A 19,759-nucleotide genomic window follows, 5' to 3' on the forward strand; every position below is an offset into this window, starting at 1 on the left:
CTGGCTTCAAATTATGGTTTTTGTAAATTTTACGATTAAACGCTTCGACTGCTCGTTTTAAAGGCTAAATGAATAGATTGTCATCAACATAAACAAGGTGAAGGGCGGCATGGCATTTCTTTAGCCGGAATGCCGTTTGACTGTACCCATATACAGTAGTATTTTTACGTGCAGACAGAATCGCACAATTAATATTCATAGGGAAAAAATAATGTTTGTTGAACTGGTTTATGACAAGCGAAACGTACAGGGGCTGGAGGGAGCCAGGGAGATAATTCTGGCTGAACTGACAAAACGTGTGCACCGGATTTTTCCTGATGCCAGCGTGACGGTTAAGCCAATGCAGGCGAATGGCCTGAATAGCGATGCCAGCAAAAGCGACCGGGAAAAGCTGAACCGTATGCTTGAGGAAATGTTTGAAGAGTCGGACATGTGGCTGACGCAAGAGTAACAAGGTTAACAAATACCAGCCCACCGGGGAAAAACCGGGCGCAATGCCCGGTTCTGTTTTCAGCCAGTAATGCCTTTAATCACTCACCCGCGGTTCTCCAGCATCGGTTCATTTCTCGGATCGTGCCCGCAAGATAAAAACGCCTCCCGGAATTTCTGCCCATTTTCTCGCGTTATCTTGCACAAAATACAGCTTTTGCATGTCGATCAAGTCATCTTATCCCTGCCCTATACTTTGAGTATGACATCCGACTGGAGGTTTCTATGTGTGGACGCTTTGCACAAGCCCAAACCCGTGAAGAATACCTGGCCTACCTTGCCGACGAAGGCGATCGCGACATCGCGTATGACCCGGCCCCCATTGGCCGGTACAACGTCGCGCCCGGTACCAAAGTCCTGCTGCTGAGCGAACGCGACGAACTACTGCACCTCGATCCGGTGTTCTGGGGCTACGCACCTGGATGGTGGGACAAAGCACCACTGATTAACGCACGTGTAGAAACCGCGGCCACCAGCAGAATGTTTAAACCTCTGTGGCAACATGGCCGGGCGATCTGTTTTGCCGATGGATGGTTCGAATGGAAGAAGTCAGGTGACAAGAAACAACCCTACTTCATCCACCGGGCCGACGGTCAGCCAATCTTTATGGCGGCGATCGGAAGCACACCGTTTGAGCGCGGCGATGAAGCCGAGGGATTTCTGATTGTGACGTCTGCGGCTGATAAAGGCCTCGTCGACATTCATGACCGCAGGCCACTGGTTTTGTCACCAGAAGCGGCACGCGAGTGGATGCGACAGCATGTTGGCGGGAAAGAAGCTGAAGAGATAGCTTCAGATGGTGCAGTGCCCGCCGATAAGTTCGTCTGGCATGCGGTAACGCGTACAGTAGGAAATGTAAAAAACCAGGGGAGGAATTTGATAGAGCAAATAGAAATCAAATCTGATCTTAGTTAGACCTGCACTTTTTAGATGGGATAATAAAACCCTTCCCTCTATTGAAGTCAAAACCTTTGACAACTCCTGTCATTTTACGGGACAAATTATTTCCTTGCTATAAATCAAATTTGACGACACAGGAAAAATTTGGATTGGCTAATCTAATCTGTATGGCCTCCCAGATGGCTAAAATAAGATTTGCTTAAAAGATCTACACGTGCCTTAATGATGCGGTTGGTTCGATGCAATGTGAATCTGACTTTTCCAAAGTAGTCCTCATAACCAGGTGCTATCTCTGATATCCCCTCCTCTTGAGTCCATACGTATGCCATCATGCGTTTCTTTTCATGAACTTGTAACTTTTAAGTGTTCAAGTGGAGTTTTTATGTCATCAAAAATGATAGGTCTTGTTAAGTGGTTTAACGATGATAAGGGCTTTGGCTTCATCTCCCCACTCGATGGAAGTAAAGATATCCTTGTTCACTCTTCTTCTCTACAGGGAGAGACATTCAAAACTCTTTTTGAAGGCCAAAAAGTTAAATTTGCTGTCATTGCCGGTACCAAAGGTCCGACAGCTGCAAATGTTACGCTTTGCGATAAATAACCCCCCTCAATGACCGCTTAAGCTTCTGTGAATTAAATAATCAGAAGCGTCATTTATCGTTTGCGAATATCATTACAACAGGCCAGCATATTTACAGCACCGTCAAATTTGCTGACCGATGTGATGAAATGCAGGACTGCTGCATGAATAGTCTCAAAGCAGAAACTAACTGCTTATAAAATATTAAAGTGCGTAAGAGGTTAGGCAGCCTCCAAAAGCATCACTTCTTAGTTATTATATGAGATTTTTTAGTAATGTTGAGGGGATTTGAACAACGCGTTGCAGTAAGGGCAAACCAGTTGAGCTCCCTTTTGTACACGATTGTAACTATGCTCCGAGTCTCTTGTGCAGTTTGGACAAGGGCATTTGACTAAATAATTTCGGCGGAATTGCGTGTTTTTACGTGCAGACATAAGCTTCTCCAGTACAAATGGACTGCTACAGTACACGTTAAGGCAGAATATTGCTTGTTTTAATTTCGAAAGAGGTAACTAAACGTCAATATATCAACCCCTTTCGAACAACCCCGGGCCATAAAACCCCCTGAAATACATGGTGATACATGAAAAAAGTAATTATTTTCTTTAATAGTAAACCAGGTAAAGTAATCACCGTACTTAAGGGCGTGACATCAATACGCGAACAATACCCTAATGGAGAAGGGATAAACCTTCCGATAATGTCAGCCGGTTTTCCCTCTTTAACAGGTGACCATGAAGTTATCTATGTTGCATCAGATCGAGAGCTTACATCTCAGGAAATATTAGATGCAGCCAGGAAGTATCTATAAGCTTCAATATCTTCTACCAACACTGCAGATAACCTTTAGTAACAAGCATTATTAAAACAATTAGGAATTATCAGTATTGCCTACCTGGCGTAGGCTTTTTTTTTTCATTTAGCAGACGATACATTCCTGTCTAATGTCATATATTTTTTAGGACTCGGAACATTTTTTGATTCAAACAGTCTAAAAGATATACTCACAAAGGGGGCCTTTATGACAACGCTTATCATCTCTACTATCGTGGCAATGGTACTGGCATTGATGATTTTAAGTCTGATCAAGATCGGGATCAGCGTATCGAACAATCCTGATGAACTGTAATGTATTCAAGTTTCCATAACCTCTTTATTTACTGGGCAGCCTATTCACCTTTCCTCGCAGGCAGCGCCACTCCAGCCCCGGGTACGTTCCACAATTAATTCCCTCTCCATTGGCGCAGCAGGAAGCTGCCCAGTCGTTCGCCCTGATATATAGGGTCAGCCATAAGAAAGTTATCCTGCAAATTTCGCAGAATTTAAGGATTCATTTTGGGGAGGAATTTGGAGGAGTTTCGGGGAAGAAAAAATCGAACAAAAAACCGGGCATCGCGCCCGGTTCTGTTTCCACACTAAAAAGCCCTTAAACACTCAATCCACGATTCTCCAGCATCGGTTCGATCCTCGGATCGTGCCCGCGCCAGTTCCGGTAAAGTTCAGCTAAATCAGTGCTGTTGCCGCGCGACAAAATCGCCTCGCGGAATGTCTGTCCGTTTTCGCGTGTCAAACCGCCCTGCTCGACAAACCACTGATAGCCATCGTCCGCCAGCATCTGCGTCCAGAGATAGGCGTAATAGCCCGCCGCGTAGCCGCCGCCGAAGATATGGGCAAAATAGCTGCTGCGATAGCGCGGCGGTACGGCTGGAAGATCCAGCCCTTCTTTTTTCAACGCGGCGGCTTCAAAGGCTTCCACGTCTTCAATGGGCTCATGAATGCCGTGCCAGTTCATATCCAGCAGCGCGGCGCTCAGCAGTTCCGTCATGTCATAACCCTTATTAAACTGGGTCGCATTGAGCATTTTTTCCCGCAGCGCATCCGGCATCGGCTCGCCGGTTTGATAATGGCGGGCAAAGTGCGCAAACACCTGCGGATGGCTGGCCCAGTGTTCATTGATCTGCGACGGGAATTCAACGAAATCATGTGGCGTGTTGGTGCCTGAAAGCGTGGCATAGCGCTGGCTGGCAAACAGGCCATGTAGCGTATGGCCAAACTCGTGGAACAGGGTAATCACGTCATCCCAGGAGATCAGCGCGGTCTGCCCGTTCGCTGGTTTTTGATAGTTGCAGACGTTATAAATCACCGGACGCGCGGCAAACTCGTAAGACTGCTCAACAAAATTCCCCATCCACGCCCCGCCCGCTTTGGAATCACGCGCGAAAAAGTCGCCGTAGAACAGCGCCATGCCTTCACCCGTGTGGTCGAAAATCTCCCACACGCGAACGTCCGGGTGATAAACCGGAATATCGAAACGCTCGACAAAGCGGATACCGAACAACTGCGTGGCGGTCCAGAATACGCCATCTTCCAGCACGGTATTGAGCGCGAAATAGGGTTTGATCTGCGACTCATCCAGCGCGTATTTCGCTGAACGCACGCGTTCGGCATAAAACGCCCAGTCCCAGGCCTGCACCGTAAAACCGCCCTGCTCGTCGTCAATGACCTTCTGAATATCCGCCTGCTCCAGCGCGGCCCTGCTGCGCGCCGCAGGAACTATCCCGCGCATGAATTCGAGCGCGGCATCCGGCGTTTTCGCCATTTGATCGGCAATGCTCCAGCTGGCATAGTTGTCAAAGCCGAGCAGCTGCGCCTGTCTTGCCCGCAACGCGGTAAGCCGAAGGATCAGGTCGCGCGTATCGTTTTCGTCGCCTTTTTGAGTGCGTTCCCAGCCCGCGCTAAACAACTTTTTACGGGTCTCGCGCAGAGACAGCGCCGCCAGCGCGGGCTGTTGCGTGGTATTCAGAAGCGGGATCAGCCAGCGATCCGTCAGCCCTTTTTCTGCGGCAGCATGAGCCGCGGCAGCCATCTCCTCCGCACTGAGTCCGTCAAGCTGGTGAACATCATCCACCACCAGCCCTCCCGCCTTATTCGCCGCCAGCAGGCGCTGGTTGAACTGGCTGGTCAGGGTGGCGGCTTCGGTATTCAGGGCTTTCAGCTCGGCTTTTTCATCGGCGTTCAGACGCGCGCCCGCAAGAACAAAGTGCTGATACGTCACCTCCGTCAGTCGGCGGGATTCGGCATCCAGCGTGTCGCGATCCTGCCAGACGGCTTCCACGCGGGCGAAAAGCGTATCGTTTAGCCAGATATCGTTCGCCAGCCCGGCCAGTTCGGTGGAGAACTGCTCGTCCAGTGCCTGAAGATAATCGTTGGTGTGTGCGGACGTCATGGCGAAGAACACGCTGCTGACGCGCGACAGCATGGCCCCGCTCTTTTCCAGCGCCAGCACGGTGTTGTTGAAGTCCGGCACGGCGCTCTGCGCGATAATCGCGTCAATGTCTGCACGCTTGAGGCGCATTGCTTCATCAAACGCCGGGCGATAGTGGCTGTCTTCTATCACATCAAAACGCGGAGCCTGATAAGGCAGCAGGCTAACGTCAAAGAAAGGGTTGTTGACCGACATCGTTTACTCCTGAGCACGGTATTTCTCACCAGAGTAGGCCAGCCTGCTCCGGCCTGCAATGGCGTCATACAAATGTTGCCTTAACGATGTGCCCGAGTGCGTGCTATGGTAGTACAACACAAAAAGCGTTGAGGAACAGTGAGATGATTATATTAGTTACCGGGGCGACAGCAGGTTTTGGTGAAAGCATCACGCGTCGCTTCGTCGCCAACGGACATAAGGTGATTGCAACGGGTCGTCGTCAGGAGCGTCTCCAGGAGTTGAAAGACGAGCTGGGCGACAGCATCCTGACCGCACAGCTGGACGTGCGCAACCGCGCCGCCATTGAAGAGATGATTGCCAACCTGCCTGCCGAATGGCGTGAAATCGACGTGCTGGTCAATAACGCTGGCCTGGCGCTGGGCATGGAGCCTGCCCACAAAGCCAGCGTGGAAGACTGGGAGAACATGATCGACACCAACAACAAAGGCCTGGTGTACATGACCCGCGCCGTGCTGCCGGGCATGGTTGAACGTAACCGTGGTCATATCATTAATATCGGTTCCACCGCAGGCAGCTGGCCTTACGCGGGCGGCAACGTCTATGGCGCAACCAAGGCCTTTGTACGCCAGTTCAGCCTGAACCTGCGCACCGACCTGCACGGTACCGCGATCCGCGTGACCGATGTTGAGCCGGGTCTGGTCGGTGGAACGGAATTCTCCAACGTGCGCTTCAAGGGTGACGACGCGAAAGCGGATAAAACCTATGAAAATGCGAATGCGCTGACGCCGGAAGATATCACCGAAACCGTCTGGTGGGTCGCGACGCTGCCGAAGCATGTCAACATCAACACGGTTGAGATGATGCCCGTCAGCCAGACCTATGCCGGACTCAGCGTGCATCGCGGGTAATTCACCCTTCCCGGCCTGCGGGCCGGGTATGTGATGACGGGTAAAAGAATGGTAGTATGTTCAGGTTAACTCTCTGAGAAATCACAACCCATGGCCGCTGAATCGCAACTTAATCCTACCCAGCCTGTAAATCAGCAAATTTATCGCATCTTACGCCGTGATATCGTTCGCTGCCTGATCCCACCGGGAACGCCACTCTCAGAAAAAGAGGTTTCGGTACGTTTTGACGTTTCCCGTCAGCCCGTGCGCGAGGCGTTTATTAAGCTCGCAGAAAACGGCCTTATCCAGATCCGCCCTCAGCGCGGCAGCTATGTAAATAAAATTTCGCTTTCGCAGGTACGGAATGGCTGTTTTGTTCGCCAGGCCATTGAGTGCGCCGTTGTGCGTCGCGCCGCGTCGCTCATCAACGATAACCAGTGCTACCTGCTGGAGCAAAACCTGCATCAGCAACGCATTGCCATCGACCGCAAACAGTTAAACGACTTTTTCCAGCTGGACGACGAATTTCACCAGAAACTGGCGCAGATCGCCGAGTGCCAGCTCGCGTGGGATACCGTTGAAAACATCAAAGCGACCATCGACCGCGTGCGCTACATGAGCCTCGACCATGTTTCTCCGCCAGAGATGTTGCTGCGCCAGCATCACGATATTTTCAGCGCACTGGAAAAACGCGACGTGGAAGCCGTAGATAAAGCGATGACGCTTCACCTTCAGGAAATTAGCGAGTCAGTTCAGTTAATTCGTCAGGAAAACCGCGAGTGGTTCAGCGAAGAATAAAACCTCGCCGCCCCCTTTCGGTTGCGGCGAAGTGATTAGCGGACCACTAATACCGGAATAGTGGCGTAGCGCAGGATAGTTTCAGCATTCGAGCCCAGCAGATGTGTTGTCATGCTCGGGTTTCTTGATCCGATAACAATAACGTCATATTTCCCCTCTTTGCTGAGCTGGATGATTTCATCGCGTACGTTGCCGAAACGTACTTCACAATCAATATTTTCCGGGGACATATCAAAGAGCCGTTTCAGTGCCTTCATCTTCTTATCCGACTCGGCGGTCATATACTCTTCGAACTTCTTAATATCGGCATTGAACCCCCGCAGTAACGAACGGCTGCTGTTAGGGAGAATGTTGACCAGGGTGATCGTCGCGCCTTCCGATTTCGCGAGGTTGACCGCGTGGCGTACCGCTTTATCGCTTAGATCCATTTCAAACACGTCAACAGGCATCAAAATTTTCTTATACATAAGCCTGACTCCTTTTCCGATGAAGGGTTATTTTCTGCCTCCAGAATGGCATTGTGGATATAAACAAAGCCTAAACACTTGCGTCTGGAGACTATCAATTAAGGAAAATAACTGTCCGCTTTGTAAAGCGGTGTCCTGAACCGTCAACGCCATCAGGAAATAAGAAAAAAGTGTGAGCTTGATCAAAAGCAAATAATTTCGTTTAAGAGAGGCGTATTAATAGTGCCCCGTGAACGGCAGCCGTTGAATTAGCGCCGTAACGGATAAGTGCGAGAGGAGAAAATACCATGATGACATACGACCGTAACCGAAATGCAATCACCACTGGCAGCCGCGTCATGATTAGCGGCACAGGTCAGTTCGGCGTGATTAAAGCGATCCACAGCGACGGCCTTAATGCCGAGCAGGTGCGTCGTGGTAAAACGGTTGAAGTGGAAGGATGCGAAGGTAAGTTCGAACCGATTGAGCTGATTCGCCTGGGGATGCACTAAGCTGTGCCCCGACATGCCGCCGCGAACGGCGGCATGTCAAAGCGTTAAAGCCGGGCTGCGTACTCAGCAACCGTGGCCTTCGCGCCTTTTTGCAGCAACGTTTGATAGGCCTGCATGACGGCAGCCACGAATACCGTGTCCTTCGGCAGCTCGTTACCGAAAATAGCCTCAATGCCCAACAGCGCGCTAACGCGGCTTTCACCTTCAGCGCTACCGTTTACCGCCGCCTGAATCACCGCCAGCTGCGGATCGCTCACCTCAATCGCGTTACCCTGATCATCCACACCGCCGACATAACGCATCCAGCCCGCCACGCCGAGGGCCAGCAGCGGGAAGGGTTTCTGGTGGACAAGGTGCCAGCGCACGGAATCGAGCATGCGCTGCGGCAATTTCTGGCTACCGTCCATGGCGATTTGCCAGGTGCGGTGACGCAGGGCCGGATTGCTGTAGCGCGCAATCAGCTGGTCGGCATAACGCCCCAAATCCACGCCCCGCACTTTCAGCGTCGGCGCCTGCTCTATCAGCATCAGCGCATGCGCGACTGCGCGATAATGTTCATCTTCCATGCAGTCGTTAATGTGCTGATAACCGGCAAGATAGCCGAGATAGGCCAGGAACGAGTGGCTGCCGTTAAGCATTCGCAGCTTCATCTCTTCATACGGAATGACATCAGAAACCAGCTCCGCACCGGCCTTTTCCCACTGGGGGCGTCCGGCAACAAAATTATCTTCCACCACCCACTGGCGGAACGGCTCGCAGGCGACACCTGCCGGATCGCGTACGCCAGTCAGCTGTTCGATTTTATCCAGCGTATCAGCCGTGACGGCGGGCACAATGCGGTCCACCATGGTTGACGGGAAGGTGACGTTCGCTTCGATCCAGTCGGCCAGATCGCCGTCTACGGCGCGCGCGTAGGCACAGGTCACATTGCGCATCACGTGGCCGTTCTCCGGCATGTTATCGCATGACATCACGCTGAATGCCGGTAGCCCCGCCGCCTTGCGACGCGCCAGCGCCTCAACCACCACGCCTGGCGCAGATTTAGGCTGATGCGGGTTTTGCAGGTCTGCAACGATTAACGGATGATCGAACATCAGTTGTCCGGTTGCCGGGGAGTGGCAATATCCTTTCTCGGTGATGGTCAGGGAAACAATGGCGACCTGCGGCTCGCACAGCGCCGCCAGCACGGTTTCCAGCCCGTCGATCTGCGCATGCAGCGCGTTTTTGACGACGCCGACCACGCGCGCCGTCCACGCATCGGCAGACATCTCTGCCACGGTATAAAGGTTATCCTGTGCCTTCAGATCGGCGATCTGCTGTTCGCCGCCAATCAGGTTAACTTCGCAGTAACCCCAGTCGCTGCCCTGTTCTGCGGCGAGTATATCGGTGTACACCGCCTGGTGCGCACGGTGAAACGCGCCAAACCCTAAATGAACAATGCGTGCCTTGAGGCTGTCGCGATCGTATTGAGGATGCGTTGCCTTCGCCTGTAATAACCGGTTTTCCATGATTGAGACTCGTTAATTAATGAAAGCTGTGATCCACTGCCGCTTCCTTTTAAGAGCGGCAGCGCCTGCTGACTACACCAACTAGAATGGCAGTCGGAGTCAAAAAACGCTGCCATTAACCATACTGATACATCGTTTTCAGATCTTGATTTACATTAACTTTTCGCCATGTGGTGTGACATCAGTAAAAAGTTGTGTGACAGGTAACGCAAGATGTAAACCACTAGCGGCGTGAAGAGAGCGCGCCGTAGGCTACCGATTCCTTATGAGGAGCCTCCGCAGCATCTTCGGCTTCACTCAAATCGCGGTCGCGCACTTCCGGCATCAGCAACGCGGAGACCAGCCCAATCAGCGAGTACGCCACCAGCATCACCACAATCGGCCACCAGGACCCGGTCATGTTGCAGAAGATCCCCGCCAGCACCGGACCAAAGCCTACGGCTACCAGCCCGCCCGCCTCTTTCGAAATGGCCATGCGGGTAAAGCGGTTCCGCGAACCAAACATCTCTGCCATGGTGATGTTTTCCAGCGCGAACAGCCCGAGCACCGCAAAGTTATGAATAACGATGATAGAGAGCATAATCACGCCCGGCGCGTAACTCTTATCGACGATAATCGACAGCATCGGGTAAGCCAGAATAATGGCTGAAATGTTAAGGAGGATATACGGCAGACGGCGCCCCACTTTATCGGACAGCCAGCCCAGCAGCGGGATGGAGAGGAAGCCGAGAATCGAACTGATCATCAGCGCATCGGTTGGGATCGCCTTATCAAACAACAGCGTCTGCACCAGATATCCGGCAAGGAAAGTCTGAATCAAACCTGAGTTGCCGGCCTGACCAAAGCGCAGCCCCGTCGCCAGCCAGAACGATTTGCTCTTAAACATCGCACCTAATGAGGTATCCTGCGCAGCAACCGGCGCAATGGTTTCAGCGTCGTTAACCTTCTCAAACACCGGGCTCTCTTTAAGGTTCATACGCAGCCAGATGGCGAAGATCATCACCACCACGCTGGCGAGGAATGGCACGCGCCAGCCCCAGGCAATAAGTTCTTCACGATCGAGGGCAAAGAACATCACGGCCCAGATCGCCGTGGCGCTCAGCGTCCCGCAGTTGGTTCCCATGGCCACCAGCGAGGAGATGACGCCGCGTTTACCCTTCGGCGCGTACTCCGCCAGCATGGTACCTGCGCCGGAGATTTCTGCCCCCGCGCCCAGCCCCTGAATAATGCGCAGCGTCACCAGCAGCACCGGTGCGAAAATCCCGATCTGCGCGTAGGTTGGCAGGACGCCGATTAAGGTGGTGCAGATCCCCATCATGGTGATGGTGATAAACAGCACCTTTTTGCGGCCAATTCTGTCGCCCATTCTGCCGAAGATAAATGCCCCGACGATACGCGCGATGTAGCCTGCCCCATAGGTCCCCATCGCCAGGATCAACGCCATGGCCGCGGACTGTTCAGGGAAGAAGATTTCATGGAATACCAGCGCGGCGCCAAGGGAGTAGAGCTGGAAATCCATAAACTCCAGGGCGGTGCCCAGCCAGCCGGATACGGCGGCTTTCACCAGGTCTGACGTACTTCTTTGAGGTTGTGCTTGAGTCATAATGGCTATCTCTGCAAGGTAAGATGCGTACCACTGAGAGCCTGTCTTCGCAGGCTCTTAACCGCGTGAATTATTATTGGTCGAACGTGAGCAAGACTTTGCAGCACTGCCGCTGGTCTTTTTCAAACAGTTCGATGGCGTCTGTAACGTGGTGATAGTCAAATGTATGGGTGACCAGTTTTTCAGGGTCGATCAGCCCTTTTTCCAGCCAGTCAATGACCACCGGAAATTTGTTGGCATTCAGGCGCGAAGAGAAGATCGACAGCTCTTTGCCGGTGATCCCCTGCTGCACGATCTGGCTCGGGTCGCTGGAGAAGCCCATCAGCACGATGCGCGCCGCCGGAGACGCCAGCGTAATCGCTTCCTGCAAAATGGACGGATGACAGGCAGCATCGATGATTAACGTCGGCTTGATGCCTTTTTCATCCAGCGCGGCCTGTAATGAGTGCTCGCTGTTGTTGAAGACCCAGTCTGCGCCGCTGCGTTGCGCCATCCCCAGCCGCTCATTAATGCGATCCACCACGATGACCTGCTTCACCTTGTAAACGCCCTTTAGCGCCTGCACGGTGACCAGCCCCATCGGGCCTGCGCCGTAGATCAGCGCCACGTCCTGTTCGGTGGGTTTCGCCTGCCCCGTCACGTTGGCGGCAATGGTGAAAGGCTCAACCATCACCGCGTGTTTGTCAGGGATCGCATCCGGAATGTGCCAGGCATTTTTCGCCGGCACGACGGCGTATTCGCTGAAGCCGCCGTCACGGTGGACGCCCAGCACCACCAGCGAGGTACAAACGTTCGGTTTTCCGACGGAACACGGGTAGCAGTGTCCGCAGTTGATCACCGGATCAACAGACACGCGCTGGCCCAGTCGGGTGCTCTCCACGCCTTCGCCAACCGCGTCTATTTCGCCAAAGAACTCGTGACCGATTACCCGCGGGTATTTCGCAAACGGGTTATGCCCGCGATAGATATGGCTGTCTGAACCGCAGATACCGGCGAGTTTAATTCTGACGCGGACGTCGCCTGCGCCCGGCAACGGGAGAGGACGCTCCTCAATCACCAGCGCATTCGGCTGTTGGATCACTACGCTTTTCATCATTCGCTCCTCGTTTACCAGTTCCAGAGGGTGCCGTCTTCCAGACGGGCCACCGGCAGACAGGCCGGTTCGTACGGGTATTTCGCTGCCAGCTTCTCATCAAACTCAATGCCCAGCCCTGGCTTGTCGCCCGGGTGCATATAGCCGTTATCGAAGCGCCAGCTGTGCGGGAACACTTCCAGCATCTGCTCTGAATACCCCATATACTCCTGCACGCCAAAGTTCGGTACCCACAGGTCAAAATGCAGCGCCGCAGCGTGGCAAATCGGCGACAGATCCGACGGGCCGTGTGAGCCGGTGCGCACCTGGTAGAGTGAGGCAAAGTCAGCAATGCGACGCATCCCGGTAATGCCGCCCGCATGGGTTATGGTGGCGCGAATATAGTCAATGAGCTGCTCTTCAATCAGCTGCTTGCAGTCCCAGATGCTGTTGAACACTTCCCCCACCGCAATGGGCGTGACGGTGTGCTGGCGGATCAGGCGGAAACACTCCTGGTTTTCAGCGGGAGTCGGGTCTTCCATCCAGAACAGGCGGTACTCTTCAATGCTTTTGCCGAATCGCGCCGCTTCGATGGGCGTCAGACGGTGGTGCATGTCGTGAAGGAGATGTTCGTTGAAGCCGAACTGACTGCGCACTGCGTCGAACAGTTTCGGCGTAAAGTCGAGGTATTTCTCGGTGGACCAAAGCTGCTCGTCCGGCCAGTCGCCCTTGGTTGCAGGCTCATACGCCAGCCCTTTTCCTTTAGACATACCATAGGTGGTTTTCATCCCCGGCACACCGCACTGCACGCGAATAGCCTTGAAGCCCATCTCTTTATGACGGGCATAATCTTCCAGTACGTCGTCAATGGTGTGCCCGGTGGTATGACAATAAACCATCACCCCTTCCCGGGAGGCTCCGCCCAGAAGTTGATAGAGCGGCATGTTCGCGGCTTTCGCTTTGATGTCCCACAGCGCCATATCCACGGCAGAAATCGCTGACATGGTGACCGGGCCACGACGCCAGTACGCGCCTTTATAGAAGAACTGCCAGATATCTTCGATGCGGTGCGCATCGCGGCCAATCAGCTGAGGGCACAGGTGATCTTTCAGGTAGGAGGCAACGGAAAGTTCACGTCCGTTAAGCGTGGCATCACCCAGGCCGACAATGCCCTCATCGGTGGTGATTTTAAGGGTGACAAAGTTACGCCCCGGGCAGGTGACAAATACTTCAGCCCCGACAATCTTCATAATCCATTTCCTTACATCGCTCGTTGTGATGCAGGAAATTTACGCAACTACACTACTACCATACAAGTATAACGATCGAAAAATCAGTGGGCGATCACACTATGAGGACGACTATGCGCGTCCCCAGCCGGCCACGATGATCAACATGCCGCACAGGGCAACCAGCGCGCCTGCCCAGTCATACAGGCTTAGCCTGATGCCATCGACAAAGCGCAGCCACAGCAGCGCAGTACAGACGTACACCCCTCCGTAGGCCGCATAAACACGCCCGCTAGCGGCCGGATGCAGGGTGAGCAGCCAGACGAAAAAGACCAGGGACACACCCGCCGGGATCAGCAGCAGCGCGGAAGCGCCCCGCTTTAGCCAGAGCCACGGCAAAAAGCATCCGATGATTTCACACAGCGCGGTCGCGAAAAAAAGCAGCGTCGTTTTGAACATTTCTCTCGTTTCGTGAGGATTGATTTAGACATCATACGCGATAATGCTCTCATCGTTCCCATACCTGCCGCGCGGGTATGACACCCTTTCGGATTGGTGTAGAATCCAACGGGGTAATCCGATTGTCTGCACCCGTTTAAAGGAAACGCTATGACTACATTAAGCAAACGCCTTTGTCTGACAGCCGCACTGGCGCTGTCCTCGTTCGCCTTCGCCGCAACGGCATCAGCCGAAACCAGCAAACTCATCATTGAGTCTGGTGACAGCGCGCAAAGCCGCCAGAACGCCGCCATGGACAAAGAACAATGGAATGACACCCGCAGCCTGCGTCAGAAAGTGAATAAGCGCGTGGAAAAAGAGTGGGATAAAGAAGACGTCGCGTTTGATGCCCGCGACAAATGCCAGCAAAGTGCCAACGTCAACGCTTACTGGGAGCCTAACACCCTGCGCTGTCTGGATCGTCGCACTGGCCGCACGGTAGCACCGTAATGTCGATGCCGTGTGACGTAAAGCTCCGTCCGCTGGAGCGCGAAGATTTACGCTTTGTCCACCAGCTCGACAACAATGCCAGCGTGATGCGCTACTGGTTTGAAGAGCCTTACGAGGCCTTCGTCGAGCTGTCCGATCTCTACGATAAGCATATCCACGATCAAAGTGAACGCCGGTTTGTGGTGGAGTGCGAAGGTGAGAAAGCCGGGCTGGTTGAGCTGGTTGAGATCAACCATGTTCACCGTCGGGCGGAATTTCAGATCATTATTTCACCGGAGCACCAGGGGAAAGGTCTTGCGTCGCGGGCGGCAAAGCTGGCGATGGATTATGGGTTTAACGTCCTGAATCTCTACAAGCTTTACCTCATCGTCGATAAAGAGAACGAAAAAGCGATTCATATCTACCGTAAGCTCGGCTTTATGGTGGAAGGTGAACTGATCCATGAGTTCTTTATTAATGGCGAATACCGTAACACCATCCGCATGTGCATTTTCCAGCATCAGCATCTGGCCGGGCATAAATCCTCCTCCGCCAACCTGCTTAAACCCACCGCGCAGTAACCTGCGCGGTTTTATTCTTAATAATATTCAATGCTGTTTTTGATGGTGTACTTGCGCTCAATGGCAGGTTTAACGCTGTCATCGACGATAACCAGCTCACAGCTCACCGGGTTGTTGTGGCGATCGTAATCGCAACTCTGCTTTACATTGCCCATCGGTTTATCGTTCAACAGGCTTACCGCCGTATAATCCATGCGCTTACGCAGATCTTTCGACGGCATCGCTTTGACCGATAATCGCTGGTCGCCGGAGACCGTGGTTTTACCCAGCGGGTAGCCGTCGGCGTCATACTGGTACTTCACTTCCATCTCTTTGCTGTGCGCGGCAACCACAAACCCGTTATCGTCGGTGTCCCACGTCAGGCCGGCAGACGGCAGTTCCGCCAGCTGACATTTTCCCTGCAACTTCACCTTCTGCTGCTGGGTTTCCGCATCGACGTAGTAGTTAGCATCCAGCACCAGCGCAACGCCCGTATTAGCGTCGAGATCGTGCAGTTCAAGCGTATCGAAACATCCTTCCGTTGACATCGTGCCGGTCACACGTTTAGAGACTTCACCCTTATCGTTGAACAGCGTCTGGGTAAAATCTTTCACCGGCCCGCGCAGAGGGTCAAAGTCAAACTCGTTCGAAAAGCTCGCCATCTCCGGCGTAAATGACAGCGGCGCGGTGTTGTTGTCACATCCCACCAGTACCGTTGCCAGTAGCGTTATCGCTGCGTATTTATTCACATCATTTACCGTTCAGAGAGAGATACAATCATATTAGCAAATACAGCAACTTACATAACAGCACTTCATTTGACTCTTTACGCTGTATAAATCCGTCATTTGCATTGACGAGACCTGCCAAAGTGGCTACTTTGGGCGCGGAAAATTCCACATTATTATAAAATTAGATTCTTAAATTTTCGGGTTAACATCATGATTTACGACTGTTTTTTGTACTATGACGAAGATATGTTGCTCGACATCAGATTACATACGCTCGCTGATGTCGTTGACCGTTTTGTCATTGTAGAAGCAACACACTCTTTTACGGGCATACCGCGAGAATTACATTTCGATATTACGAAGTTTGCCAAATTCAGAGACAAAATTATTTACGTGCCTTTTGACGCGCAGCCTATTTTAAACAGTGCTGACAATAACCAGGTTGATGCCTGGGCAAATGAAGCAGCGCTTCGCAACTCCATTATGAATGGGTTAAAAGACGCGGCAGACGACGATCTGATTCTGGTGTCAGACGTTGATGAAATTTTCTCTCCCGAGACGGTCAGGGCCATTAATCCACGCGCGCTCTGCACGACTATTCATCAAAACGTGTTCAACTATCAGTTTAATCTTCAGGTTCACAACATGGATGGTACGCCGAGAAAATGTACCTTGCCCCGCGCGACGTCCTATTACAACCTTAAGCATTTCTTCCACGGTGAGCCTGAATCTTTCAGAAACTGGAAGCGTGCACGCAAAGATAAAAACTGGTCATGGTTTAAATGGAACTGGCTAAAAATCAATAATAAGGTAGTGAAAGATGGCGGCTGGCATTTCTCCTGGGTAATGACCCCAGAAAGAATTTCCGAAAAAATGTCTACCATTTCTCATACCGAATACGATCTGCCGGAATTTAATAACCCGGAACATATTATGAAGGTTATCACCAACGCCGAAGATATCTGGGGACGAGACCGAAAACTGGTCAGGCAAGAGGTATCAAAACGCACCCAGCCTTCTTATCTGGTAGACAATCAGCACCATTATTCGCAATTTATTTTATGACGCAGGCGGGGCTCCAGGACAATTCAGAAAGAGAGACACAAAAACAAAAGCTTACCCTAACCCTGCTATGCTTACAGTCTACACAGTGAAAAGGAGCTACAGATGAAACGGTTACCCTGGATTACCGCCCTGCTGTTAATGAGTGCTTCACCTGCTATTCTTGCGGCCCCGGACTCCTGCGAGCGCGTGAAAAGCGACATTCAGCAGAAAATTATCAACAACGGCGTACCGGAGTCTGGCTTTACCCTGAACATCGTGCCGAACGATCAGGCCGACCAGCCGGATGCGCAGGTCGTTGGGCATTGCGCCAACGATACTTTCAAAATTTTGTACACTCGCACCAGTAGCGGAAACTACCCGGTAAGCGGTACAGGTACGCAGGAGAATGCACCCGCTGAGCCGCAATGATTTTCCCACTCAATTCCCCTGAGTTGACGAGGATTAATATTTAATACCTCTAAATAAGTAACACTCCCCCCATCATTAGCCCGGTTGTAGTCACGGGTGAAAATAATTATTAACAATGATGGGGTGAGTTATGTCCGAAGTTGAACATCACGACGGGATAAGCCGTCGAACTCTGGTTAAATCTGCTGCCATAGGATCTCTGGCGCTTGCCGCCGGTGGGATCGCATTGCCTTTTGGTCTGAAAAGCGCCGCCGCCGCAGTGCAGACCGCTATTCAGCCAGCGGAAGATAAAGTCGTCTGGGGCGCCTGCTCGGTAAACTGCGGTAGCCGCTGCGCGCTACGTCTGCACGTTCGCGATGACGAAGTCTATTGGGTTGAAACGGATAATACCGGCGAGGATGTTTACGGCAACCATCAGGTTCGCGCCTGCCTGCGAGGCCGTTCAATTCGCCGTCGCATTAATCATCCAGACCGTCTGAACTATCCGATGAAACGCGTGGGCAAACGCGGAGAAGGCAAGTTTGAACGTATCACCTGGGAAGAAGCGCTGGACACCATCGCCGCGAGCCTGAAAAGCGTGGTCGAAAAATACGGCAACGAAGCGGTCTACATTAACTACTCCTCCGGAATTGTCGGCGGCAATATCACCCGCTCCTCCCCTTACGCCTCGCTGGTGGCACGCCTGATGAACTGCTACGGCGGCTTCCTCAGCCACTACGGCACCTACAGCACCGCGCAGATCGCCTGCGCAATGCCCTACACCTACGGCAGCAACGACGGCAACAGTACATCAGATATCGAAAACACCAAACTGGTGGTGATGTTCGGCAATAATCCGGCAGAAACGCGCATGAGCGGCGGCGGGATCACTTACTACCTTGAACAGGCACGCGAACGCTCTAACGCACGGATGATCGTTATCGATCCGCGCTACACCGACACCGCCGCAGGCCGCGAAGACGAGTGGATCCCGATTCGTCCGGGCACCGATGCCGCACTGGTGGCAGGTATTGCGTGGGTGCTGATTAATGAAAACCTCGTCGACCAGCCCTTCCTCGATAAATACTGCGTAGGTTATGACGAAAAAACCCTGCCGGAAGGCGCACCTGTTAACGGTCATTACAAAGCCTATATTCTCGGCCAGGGTGATGACAAAACCGCGAAAACCCCGGAATGGGCGTCGCGCATTACAGGCATTCCTGCCGATCGCATTATTAAGCTGGCCCGTGAAATCGGTTCGGCAAAACCGGCCTACATTTGCCAGGGTTGGGGCCCGCAGCGTCAGGCCAACGGCGAGCAGACATCCCGCGCCATCACCATCGAACGTATGCCGCTGCCGGAAAATCCTGTGAAAACGCAAATCTCCTGCTTCAGCTGGACGGATGCCATCGTGCGTGGACCGGAGATGACCGCCCTGCGCGACGGCGTACGCGGTAAGGATAAGCTGGATGTGCCGATCAAGTTCATCTGGAACTATGCGGGTAATACCATCATCAACCAGCACTCTGATATCAACAAAACTCACGACATTTTGCAGGATGAGAGTAAGTGCGAAACGATCGTCGTTATCGACAACTTCATGACCTCGTCCGCGAAGTATGCCGATATTGTCCTGCCGGACCTGATGACCGTTGAGCAAGAAGATATCATCCCAAACGATTACGCCGGCAACATGGGATACCTGATTTTCCTCCAGCCGGTAACCGCCCCGAAGTTTGAGCGCAAACCCATCTACTGGATCATGAGCGAAGTAGCGAAACGTCTCGGACCGGATGTCTATCAGAAATTCACCGAAGGCCGTACGCAGGAGCAGTGGCTGCGCTACCTTTACGCCAAAATGGTTGCCAAAGATCCGCTGCTGCCGTCCTACGACGCGCTGAAAAAAATGGGTATTTATAAGCGCAAAGATCCAAATGGACATTTTGTGGCCTATAAAAAATTCCGTGACGATCCGGATGCCAATCCGCTGAAAACCCCGTCGGGGAAAATCGAGATCTACTCCAGCAAGCTGGCGAATATTGCAGCAACCTGGGAACTGCAAAAAGACGAAACCATCACCCCGCTACCGGTCTATACCTCAACCTTTGAAGGCTGGGACGCGCCCGAGCGCAGCAAATTCCCGCTGCAACTGTTCGGTTTCCACTTTAAAGCCCGTACCCACTCCAGCTACGGCAACGTGGATGTGCTCCAGGCCGCCTGTCGCCAGGAGGTGTGGCTTAACCCTGTAGACGCCGAGAAGCGCGGCATTAAAAACGGTGACACGGTGCGCGTGTTTAACGATCGCGGCGAAGTGCGCATTGCCGCCAAAGTCACCCCGCGCATCATGCCTGGTGTGAGCGCGATGGGCCAGGGCGCCTGGCATGACGCCAACATGAACGGCGATCGTGTCGATCACGGCTCCTGCATCAATACCCTGACCACACACCGCCCGTCACCGCTGGCGAAAGGCAATCCGCAGCACACGAACCTGGTGCAGATCGAGAAGGCATAAGGATTAACCGATGACAACCCAGTATGGATTTTTTATTGATTCCAGCCGCTGCACCGGGTGTAAAACCTGCGAGCTGGCCTGCAAGGATTATAAAGACCTGACCCCGGACGT

General features: G+C 52.8%; 23 protein-coding genes. 14 read left to right on the forward strand and 9 right to left on the reverse strand.

Annotation, left to right across the window (positions count from 1 at the left end):
• Positions 1-211 precede the first annotated feature (211 nt).
• The 3 genes from ACOTX2_RS08555 (at position 212) to ACOTX2_RS08565 (ending at position 1,990) form a co-directional block, all read left to right on the forward strand.
• Entirely contained in the window at positions 212-451 is a 240-nt protein-coding gene (locus ACOTX2_RS08555; RefSeq protein WP_006808847.1) for a DinI family protein, read from the forward strand.
• A 263-nt stretch (positions 452-714) separates the two neighbouring features.
• On the forward strand, positions 715-1,404 hold the full coding sequence (locus tag ACOTX2_RS08560; RefSeq protein WP_038415993.1) for an SOS response-associated peptidase: 690 nt from the start codon (positions 715-717) through the stop codon (positions 1,402-1,404).
• Between the two features lie 367 nt (positions 1,405-1,771).
• Positions 1,772-1,990 carry a cold shock domain-containing protein gene (locus ACOTX2_RS08565; protein WP_022647994.1) on the forward strand — a complete coding sequence of 73 codons (219 nt, stop codon included), beginning with the start codon at positions 1,772-1,774 and terminating at the stop codon, positions 1,988-1,990.
• A gap of 248 nt (positions 1,991-2,238) precedes the next feature.
• On the opposite strand, the gene ACOTX2_RS08570 is transcribed toward ACOTX2_RS08565, so the two are convergent.
• Positions 2,239-2,403 (reverse strand): YnfU family zinc-binding protein, encoded by a 165-nt coding sequence (locus tag ACOTX2_RS08570; protein WP_213083702.1) that lies wholly within the window; start codon positions 2,401-2,403, stop codon positions 2,239-2,241.
• A gap of 149 nt (positions 2,404-2,552) precedes the next feature.
• Between ACOTX2_RS08570 and ACOTX2_RS08575 the strand changes: the two genes are divergently transcribed.
• Positions 2,553-2,780, forward strand: coding sequence for a hypothetical protein (locus ACOTX2_RS08575; RefSeq protein ID WP_072049850.1), 228 nt, complete (start codon positions 2,553-2,555; stop codon positions 2,778-2,780).
• 210 nt (positions 2,781-2,990) lie between these two features.
• Positions 2,991-3,098, forward strand: coding sequence for a YnaM/YnfT family protein (locus ACOTX2_RS08580; protein ID WP_022647993.1), 108 nt, complete (start codon positions 2,991-2,993; stop codon positions 3,096-3,098).
• Between the two features lie 297 nt (positions 3,099-3,395).
• On the opposite strand, the gene dcp is transcribed toward ACOTX2_RS08580, so the two are convergent.
• The gene (gene dcp, locus ACOTX2_RS08585) at positions 3,396-5,429 is read right to left on the reverse strand and encodes a peptidyl-dipeptidase Dcp (RefSeq protein WP_063147371.1); all 2,034 of its coding nucleotides are present in this window, start codon (positions 5,427-5,429) and stop codon (positions 3,396-3,398) included.
• A gap of 143 nt (positions 5,430-5,572) precedes the next feature.
• Here dcp and ydfG point away from each other — a divergent pair, with 143 nt between their 5' ends.
• Positions 5,573-6,319 carry a bifunctional NADP-dependent 3-hydroxy acid dehydrogenase/3-hydroxypropionate dehydrogenase YdfG gene (gene ydfG, locus ACOTX2_RS08590; RefSeq protein ID WP_022647991.1) on the forward strand — a complete coding sequence of 249 codons (747 nt, stop codon included), beginning with the start codon at positions 5,573-5,575 and terminating at the stop codon, positions 6,317-6,319.
• 90 nt (positions 6,320-6,409) lie between these two features.
• Entirely contained in the window at positions 6,410-7,096 is a 687-nt protein-coding gene (locus tag ACOTX2_RS08595) for a GntR family transcriptional regulator (protein ID WP_003857403.1), read from the forward strand.
• A gap of 35 nt (positions 7,097-7,131) precedes the next feature.
• On the opposite strand, the gene ACOTX2_RS08600 is transcribed toward ACOTX2_RS08595, so the two are convergent.
• Positions 7,132-7,563 (reverse strand): universal stress protein, encoded by a 432-nt coding sequence (locus ACOTX2_RS08600; protein WP_023300013.1) that lies wholly within the window; start codon positions 7,561-7,563, stop codon positions 7,132-7,134.
• A gap of 287 nt (positions 7,564-7,850) precedes the next feature.
• Here ACOTX2_RS08600 and ydfZ point away from each other — a divergent pair, with 287 nt between their 5' ends.
• Positions 7,851-8,054: a putative selenium delivery protein YdfZ gene (gene ydfZ, locus ACOTX2_RS08605; RefSeq protein WP_003857405.1), complete on the forward strand. Its 204-nt coding sequence runs from the start codon at positions 7,851-7,853 to the stop codon at positions 8,052-8,054.
• Positions 8,055-8,098: 44 nt separating this feature from the next.
• Here ydfZ and ACOTX2_RS08610 read toward each other — a convergent pair whose 3' ends face one another.
• The 5 genes from ACOTX2_RS08610 to ACOTX2_RS08630 all read right to left on the reverse strand — a co-directional run bounded on the left by ACOTX2_RS08610 (position 8,099) and on the right by ACOTX2_RS08630 (position 13,925).
• Positions 8,099-9,562, reverse strand: a complete 1,464-nt coding sequence (locus ACOTX2_RS08610) for a mannitol dehydrogenase family protein (protein ID WP_063147372.1) — start codon at positions 9,560-9,562, stop codon at positions 8,099-8,101.
• Between the two features lie 223 nt (positions 9,563-9,785).
• Complete coding sequence (locus tag ACOTX2_RS08615) at positions 9,786-11,165, reverse strand: MFS transporter (protein WP_063147373.1); 1,380 nt, start codon at positions 11,163-11,165, stop codon at positions 9,786-9,788.
• A 73-nt stretch (positions 11,166-11,238) separates the two neighbouring features.
• A complete protein-coding gene (locus tag ACOTX2_RS08620; protein WP_063147374.1) occupies positions 11,239-12,258 on the reverse strand; it encodes a Zn-dependent oxidoreductase in 1,020 nt (339 codons plus the stop codon).
• A gap of 14 nt (positions 12,259-12,272) precedes the next feature.
• Entirely contained in the window at positions 12,273-13,487 is a 1,215-nt protein-coding gene (gene manD / locus ACOTX2_RS08625) for a D-mannonate dehydratase ManD (protein ID WP_023300009.1), read from the reverse strand.
• Between the two features lie 111 nt (positions 13,488-13,598).
• Complete coding sequence (locus tag ACOTX2_RS08630) at positions 13,599-13,925, reverse strand: YnfA family protein (protein WP_063147375.1); 327 nt, start codon at positions 13,923-13,925, stop codon at positions 13,599-13,601.
• A 150-nt stretch (positions 13,926-14,075) separates the two neighbouring features.
• Between ACOTX2_RS08630 and ACOTX2_RS08635 the strand changes: the two genes are divergently transcribed.
• On the forward strand, positions 14,076-14,414 hold the full coding sequence (locus ACOTX2_RS08635) for a DUF1283 family protein (protein ID WP_023300007.1): 339 nt from the start codon (positions 14,076-14,078) through the stop codon (positions 14,412-14,414).
• Entirely contained in the window at positions 14,414-14,974 is a 561-nt protein-coding gene (gene speG, locus ACOTX2_RS08640) for a spermidine N1-acetyltransferase (RefSeq protein ID WP_023300006.1), read from the forward strand. Before ACOTX2_RS08635 ends, speG begins: the two co-directional genes overlap by 1 nt.
• A 17-nt stretch (positions 14,975-14,991) precedes the next feature.
• Here speG and ACOTX2_RS08645 read toward each other — a convergent pair whose 3' ends face one another.
• Positions 14,992-15,702, reverse strand: a complete 711-nt coding sequence (locus ACOTX2_RS08645; protein ID WP_063147376.1) for a YnfC family lipoprotein — start codon at positions 15,700-15,702, stop codon at positions 14,992-14,994.
• 192 nt (positions 15,703-15,894) lie between these two features.
• Between ACOTX2_RS08645 and ACOTX2_RS08650 the strand changes: the two genes are divergently transcribed.
• From ACOTX2_RS08650 to ACOTX2_RS08665, 4 genes are all read left to right on the forward strand, one after another.
• Positions 15,895-16,749: a benzoate transporter gene (locus tag ACOTX2_RS08650; RefSeq protein ID WP_421625905.1), complete on the forward strand. Its 855-nt coding sequence runs from the start codon at positions 15,895-15,897 to the stop codon at positions 16,747-16,749.
• Between the two features lie 102 nt (positions 16,750-16,851).
• A complete protein-coding gene (locus ACOTX2_RS08655) occupies positions 16,852-17,157 on the forward strand; it encodes a DUF1161 domain-containing protein (protein ID WP_063147377.1) in 306 nt (101 codons plus the stop codon).
• 130 nt (positions 17,158-17,287) lie between these two features.
• On the forward strand, positions 17,288-19,648 hold the full coding sequence (locus tag ACOTX2_RS08660; RefSeq protein ID WP_100148791.1) for a DmsA/YnfE/YnfF family dimethyl sulfoxide reductase: 2,361 nt from the start codon (positions 17,288-17,290) through the stop codon (positions 19,646-19,648).
• Between the two features lie 10 nt (positions 19,649-19,658).
• The coding region (locus ACOTX2_RS08665) for a 4Fe-4S binding protein (protein WP_162992763.1) at positions 19,659-19,759 on the forward strand (101 nt) is incomplete at its 3' end.

This window comes from Enterobacter cloacae complex sp. IR5412 (assembly GCF_049237385.1).
GTDB classification, from domain to species: Bacteria; Pseudomonadota; Gammaproteobacteria; order Enterobacterales; family Enterobacteriaceae; genus Enterobacter; species Enterobacter intestinihominis.

What these genes read in the sequence shown, in the direction of transcription:
- ACOTX2_RS08555 (WP_006808847.1), top strand. Translation starts at nt 212, where the DNA reads ATGTTTGTTGAACTGGTTTATGACAAGCGAAACGTACAGGGGCTGGAG.
- ACOTX2_RS08560 (WP_038415993.1), top strand. Translation starts at nt 715, where the DNA reads ATGTGTGGACGCTTTGCACAAGCCCAAACCCGTGAAGAATACCTGGCC.
- ACOTX2_RS08565 (WP_022647994.1), top strand. Translation starts at nt 1,772, where the DNA reads ATGTCATCAAAAATGATAGGTCTTGTTAAGTGGTTTAACGATGATAAG.
- ACOTX2_RS08570 (WP_213083702.1), bottom strand. Translation starts at nt 2,403, where the DNA reads ATGTCTGCACGTAAAAACACGCAATTCCGCCGAAATTATTTAGTCAAA.
- ACOTX2_RS08575 (WP_072049850.1), top strand. Translation starts at nt 2,553, where the DNA reads ATGAAAAAAGTAATTATTTTCTTTAATAGTAAACCAGGTAAAGTAATC.
- ACOTX2_RS08580 (WP_022647993.1), top strand. Translation starts at nt 2,991, where the DNA reads ATGACAACGCTTATCATCTCTACTATCGTGGCAATGGTACTGGCATTG.
- dcp (WP_063147371.1), bottom strand. Translation starts at nt 5,429, where the DNA reads ATGTCGGTCAACAACCCTTTCTTTGACGTTAGCCTGCTGCCTTATCAG.
- ydfG (WP_022647991.1), top strand. Translation starts at nt 5,573, where the DNA reads ATGATTATATTAGTTACCGGGGCGACAGCAGGTTTTGGTGAAAGCATC.
- ACOTX2_RS08595 (WP_003857403.1), top strand. Translation starts at nt 6,410, where the DNA reads ATGGCCGCTGAATCGCAACTTAATCCTACCCAGCCTGTAAATCAGCAA.
- ACOTX2_RS08600 (WP_023300013.1), bottom strand. Translation starts at nt 7,563, where the DNA reads ATGTATAAGAAAATTTTGATGCCTGTTGACGTGTTTGAAATGGATCTA.
- ydfZ (WP_003857405.1), top strand. Translation starts at nt 7,851, where the DNA reads ATGATGACATACGACCGTAACCGAAATGCAATCACCACTGGCAGCCGC.
- ACOTX2_RS08610 (WP_063147372.1), bottom strand. Translation starts at nt 9,562, where the DNA reads ATGGAAAACCGGTTATTACAGGCGAAGGCAACGCATCCTCAATACGAT.
- ACOTX2_RS08615 (WP_063147373.1), bottom strand. Translation starts at nt 11,165, where the DNA reads ATGACTCAAGCACAACCTCAAAGAAGTACGTCAGACCTGGTGAAAGCC.
- ACOTX2_RS08620 (WP_063147374.1), bottom strand. Translation starts at nt 12,258, where the DNA reads ATGAAAAGCGTAGTGATCCAACAGCCGAATGCGCTGGTGATTGAGGAG.
- manD (WP_023300009.1), bottom strand. Translation starts at nt 13,487, where the DNA reads ATGAAGATTGTCGGGGCTGAAGTATTTGTCACCTGCCCGGGGCGTAAC.
- ACOTX2_RS08630 (WP_063147375.1), bottom strand. Translation starts at nt 13,925, where the DNA reads ATGTTCAAAACGACGCTGCTTTTTTTCGCGACCGCGCTGTGTGAAATC.
- ACOTX2_RS08635 (WP_023300007.1), top strand. Translation starts at nt 14,076, where the DNA reads ATGACTACATTAAGCAAACGCCTTTGTCTGACAGCCGCACTGGCGCTG.
- speG (WP_023300006.1), top strand. Translation starts at nt 14,414, where the DNA reads ATGTCGATGCCGTGTGACGTAAAGCTCCGTCCGCTGGAGCGCGAAGAT.
- ACOTX2_RS08650 (WP_421625905.1), top strand. Translation starts at nt 15,895, where the DNA reads ATGATTTACGACTGTTTTTTGTACTATGACGAAGATATGTTGCTCGAC.
- ACOTX2_RS08655 (WP_063147377.1), top strand. Translation starts at nt 16,852, where the DNA reads ATGAAACGGTTACCCTGGATTACCGCCCTGCTGTTAATGAGTGCTTCA.
- ACOTX2_RS08660 (WP_100148791.1), top strand. Translation starts at nt 17,288, where the DNA reads ATGTCCGAAGTTGAACATCACGACGGGATAAGCCGTCGAACTCTGGTT.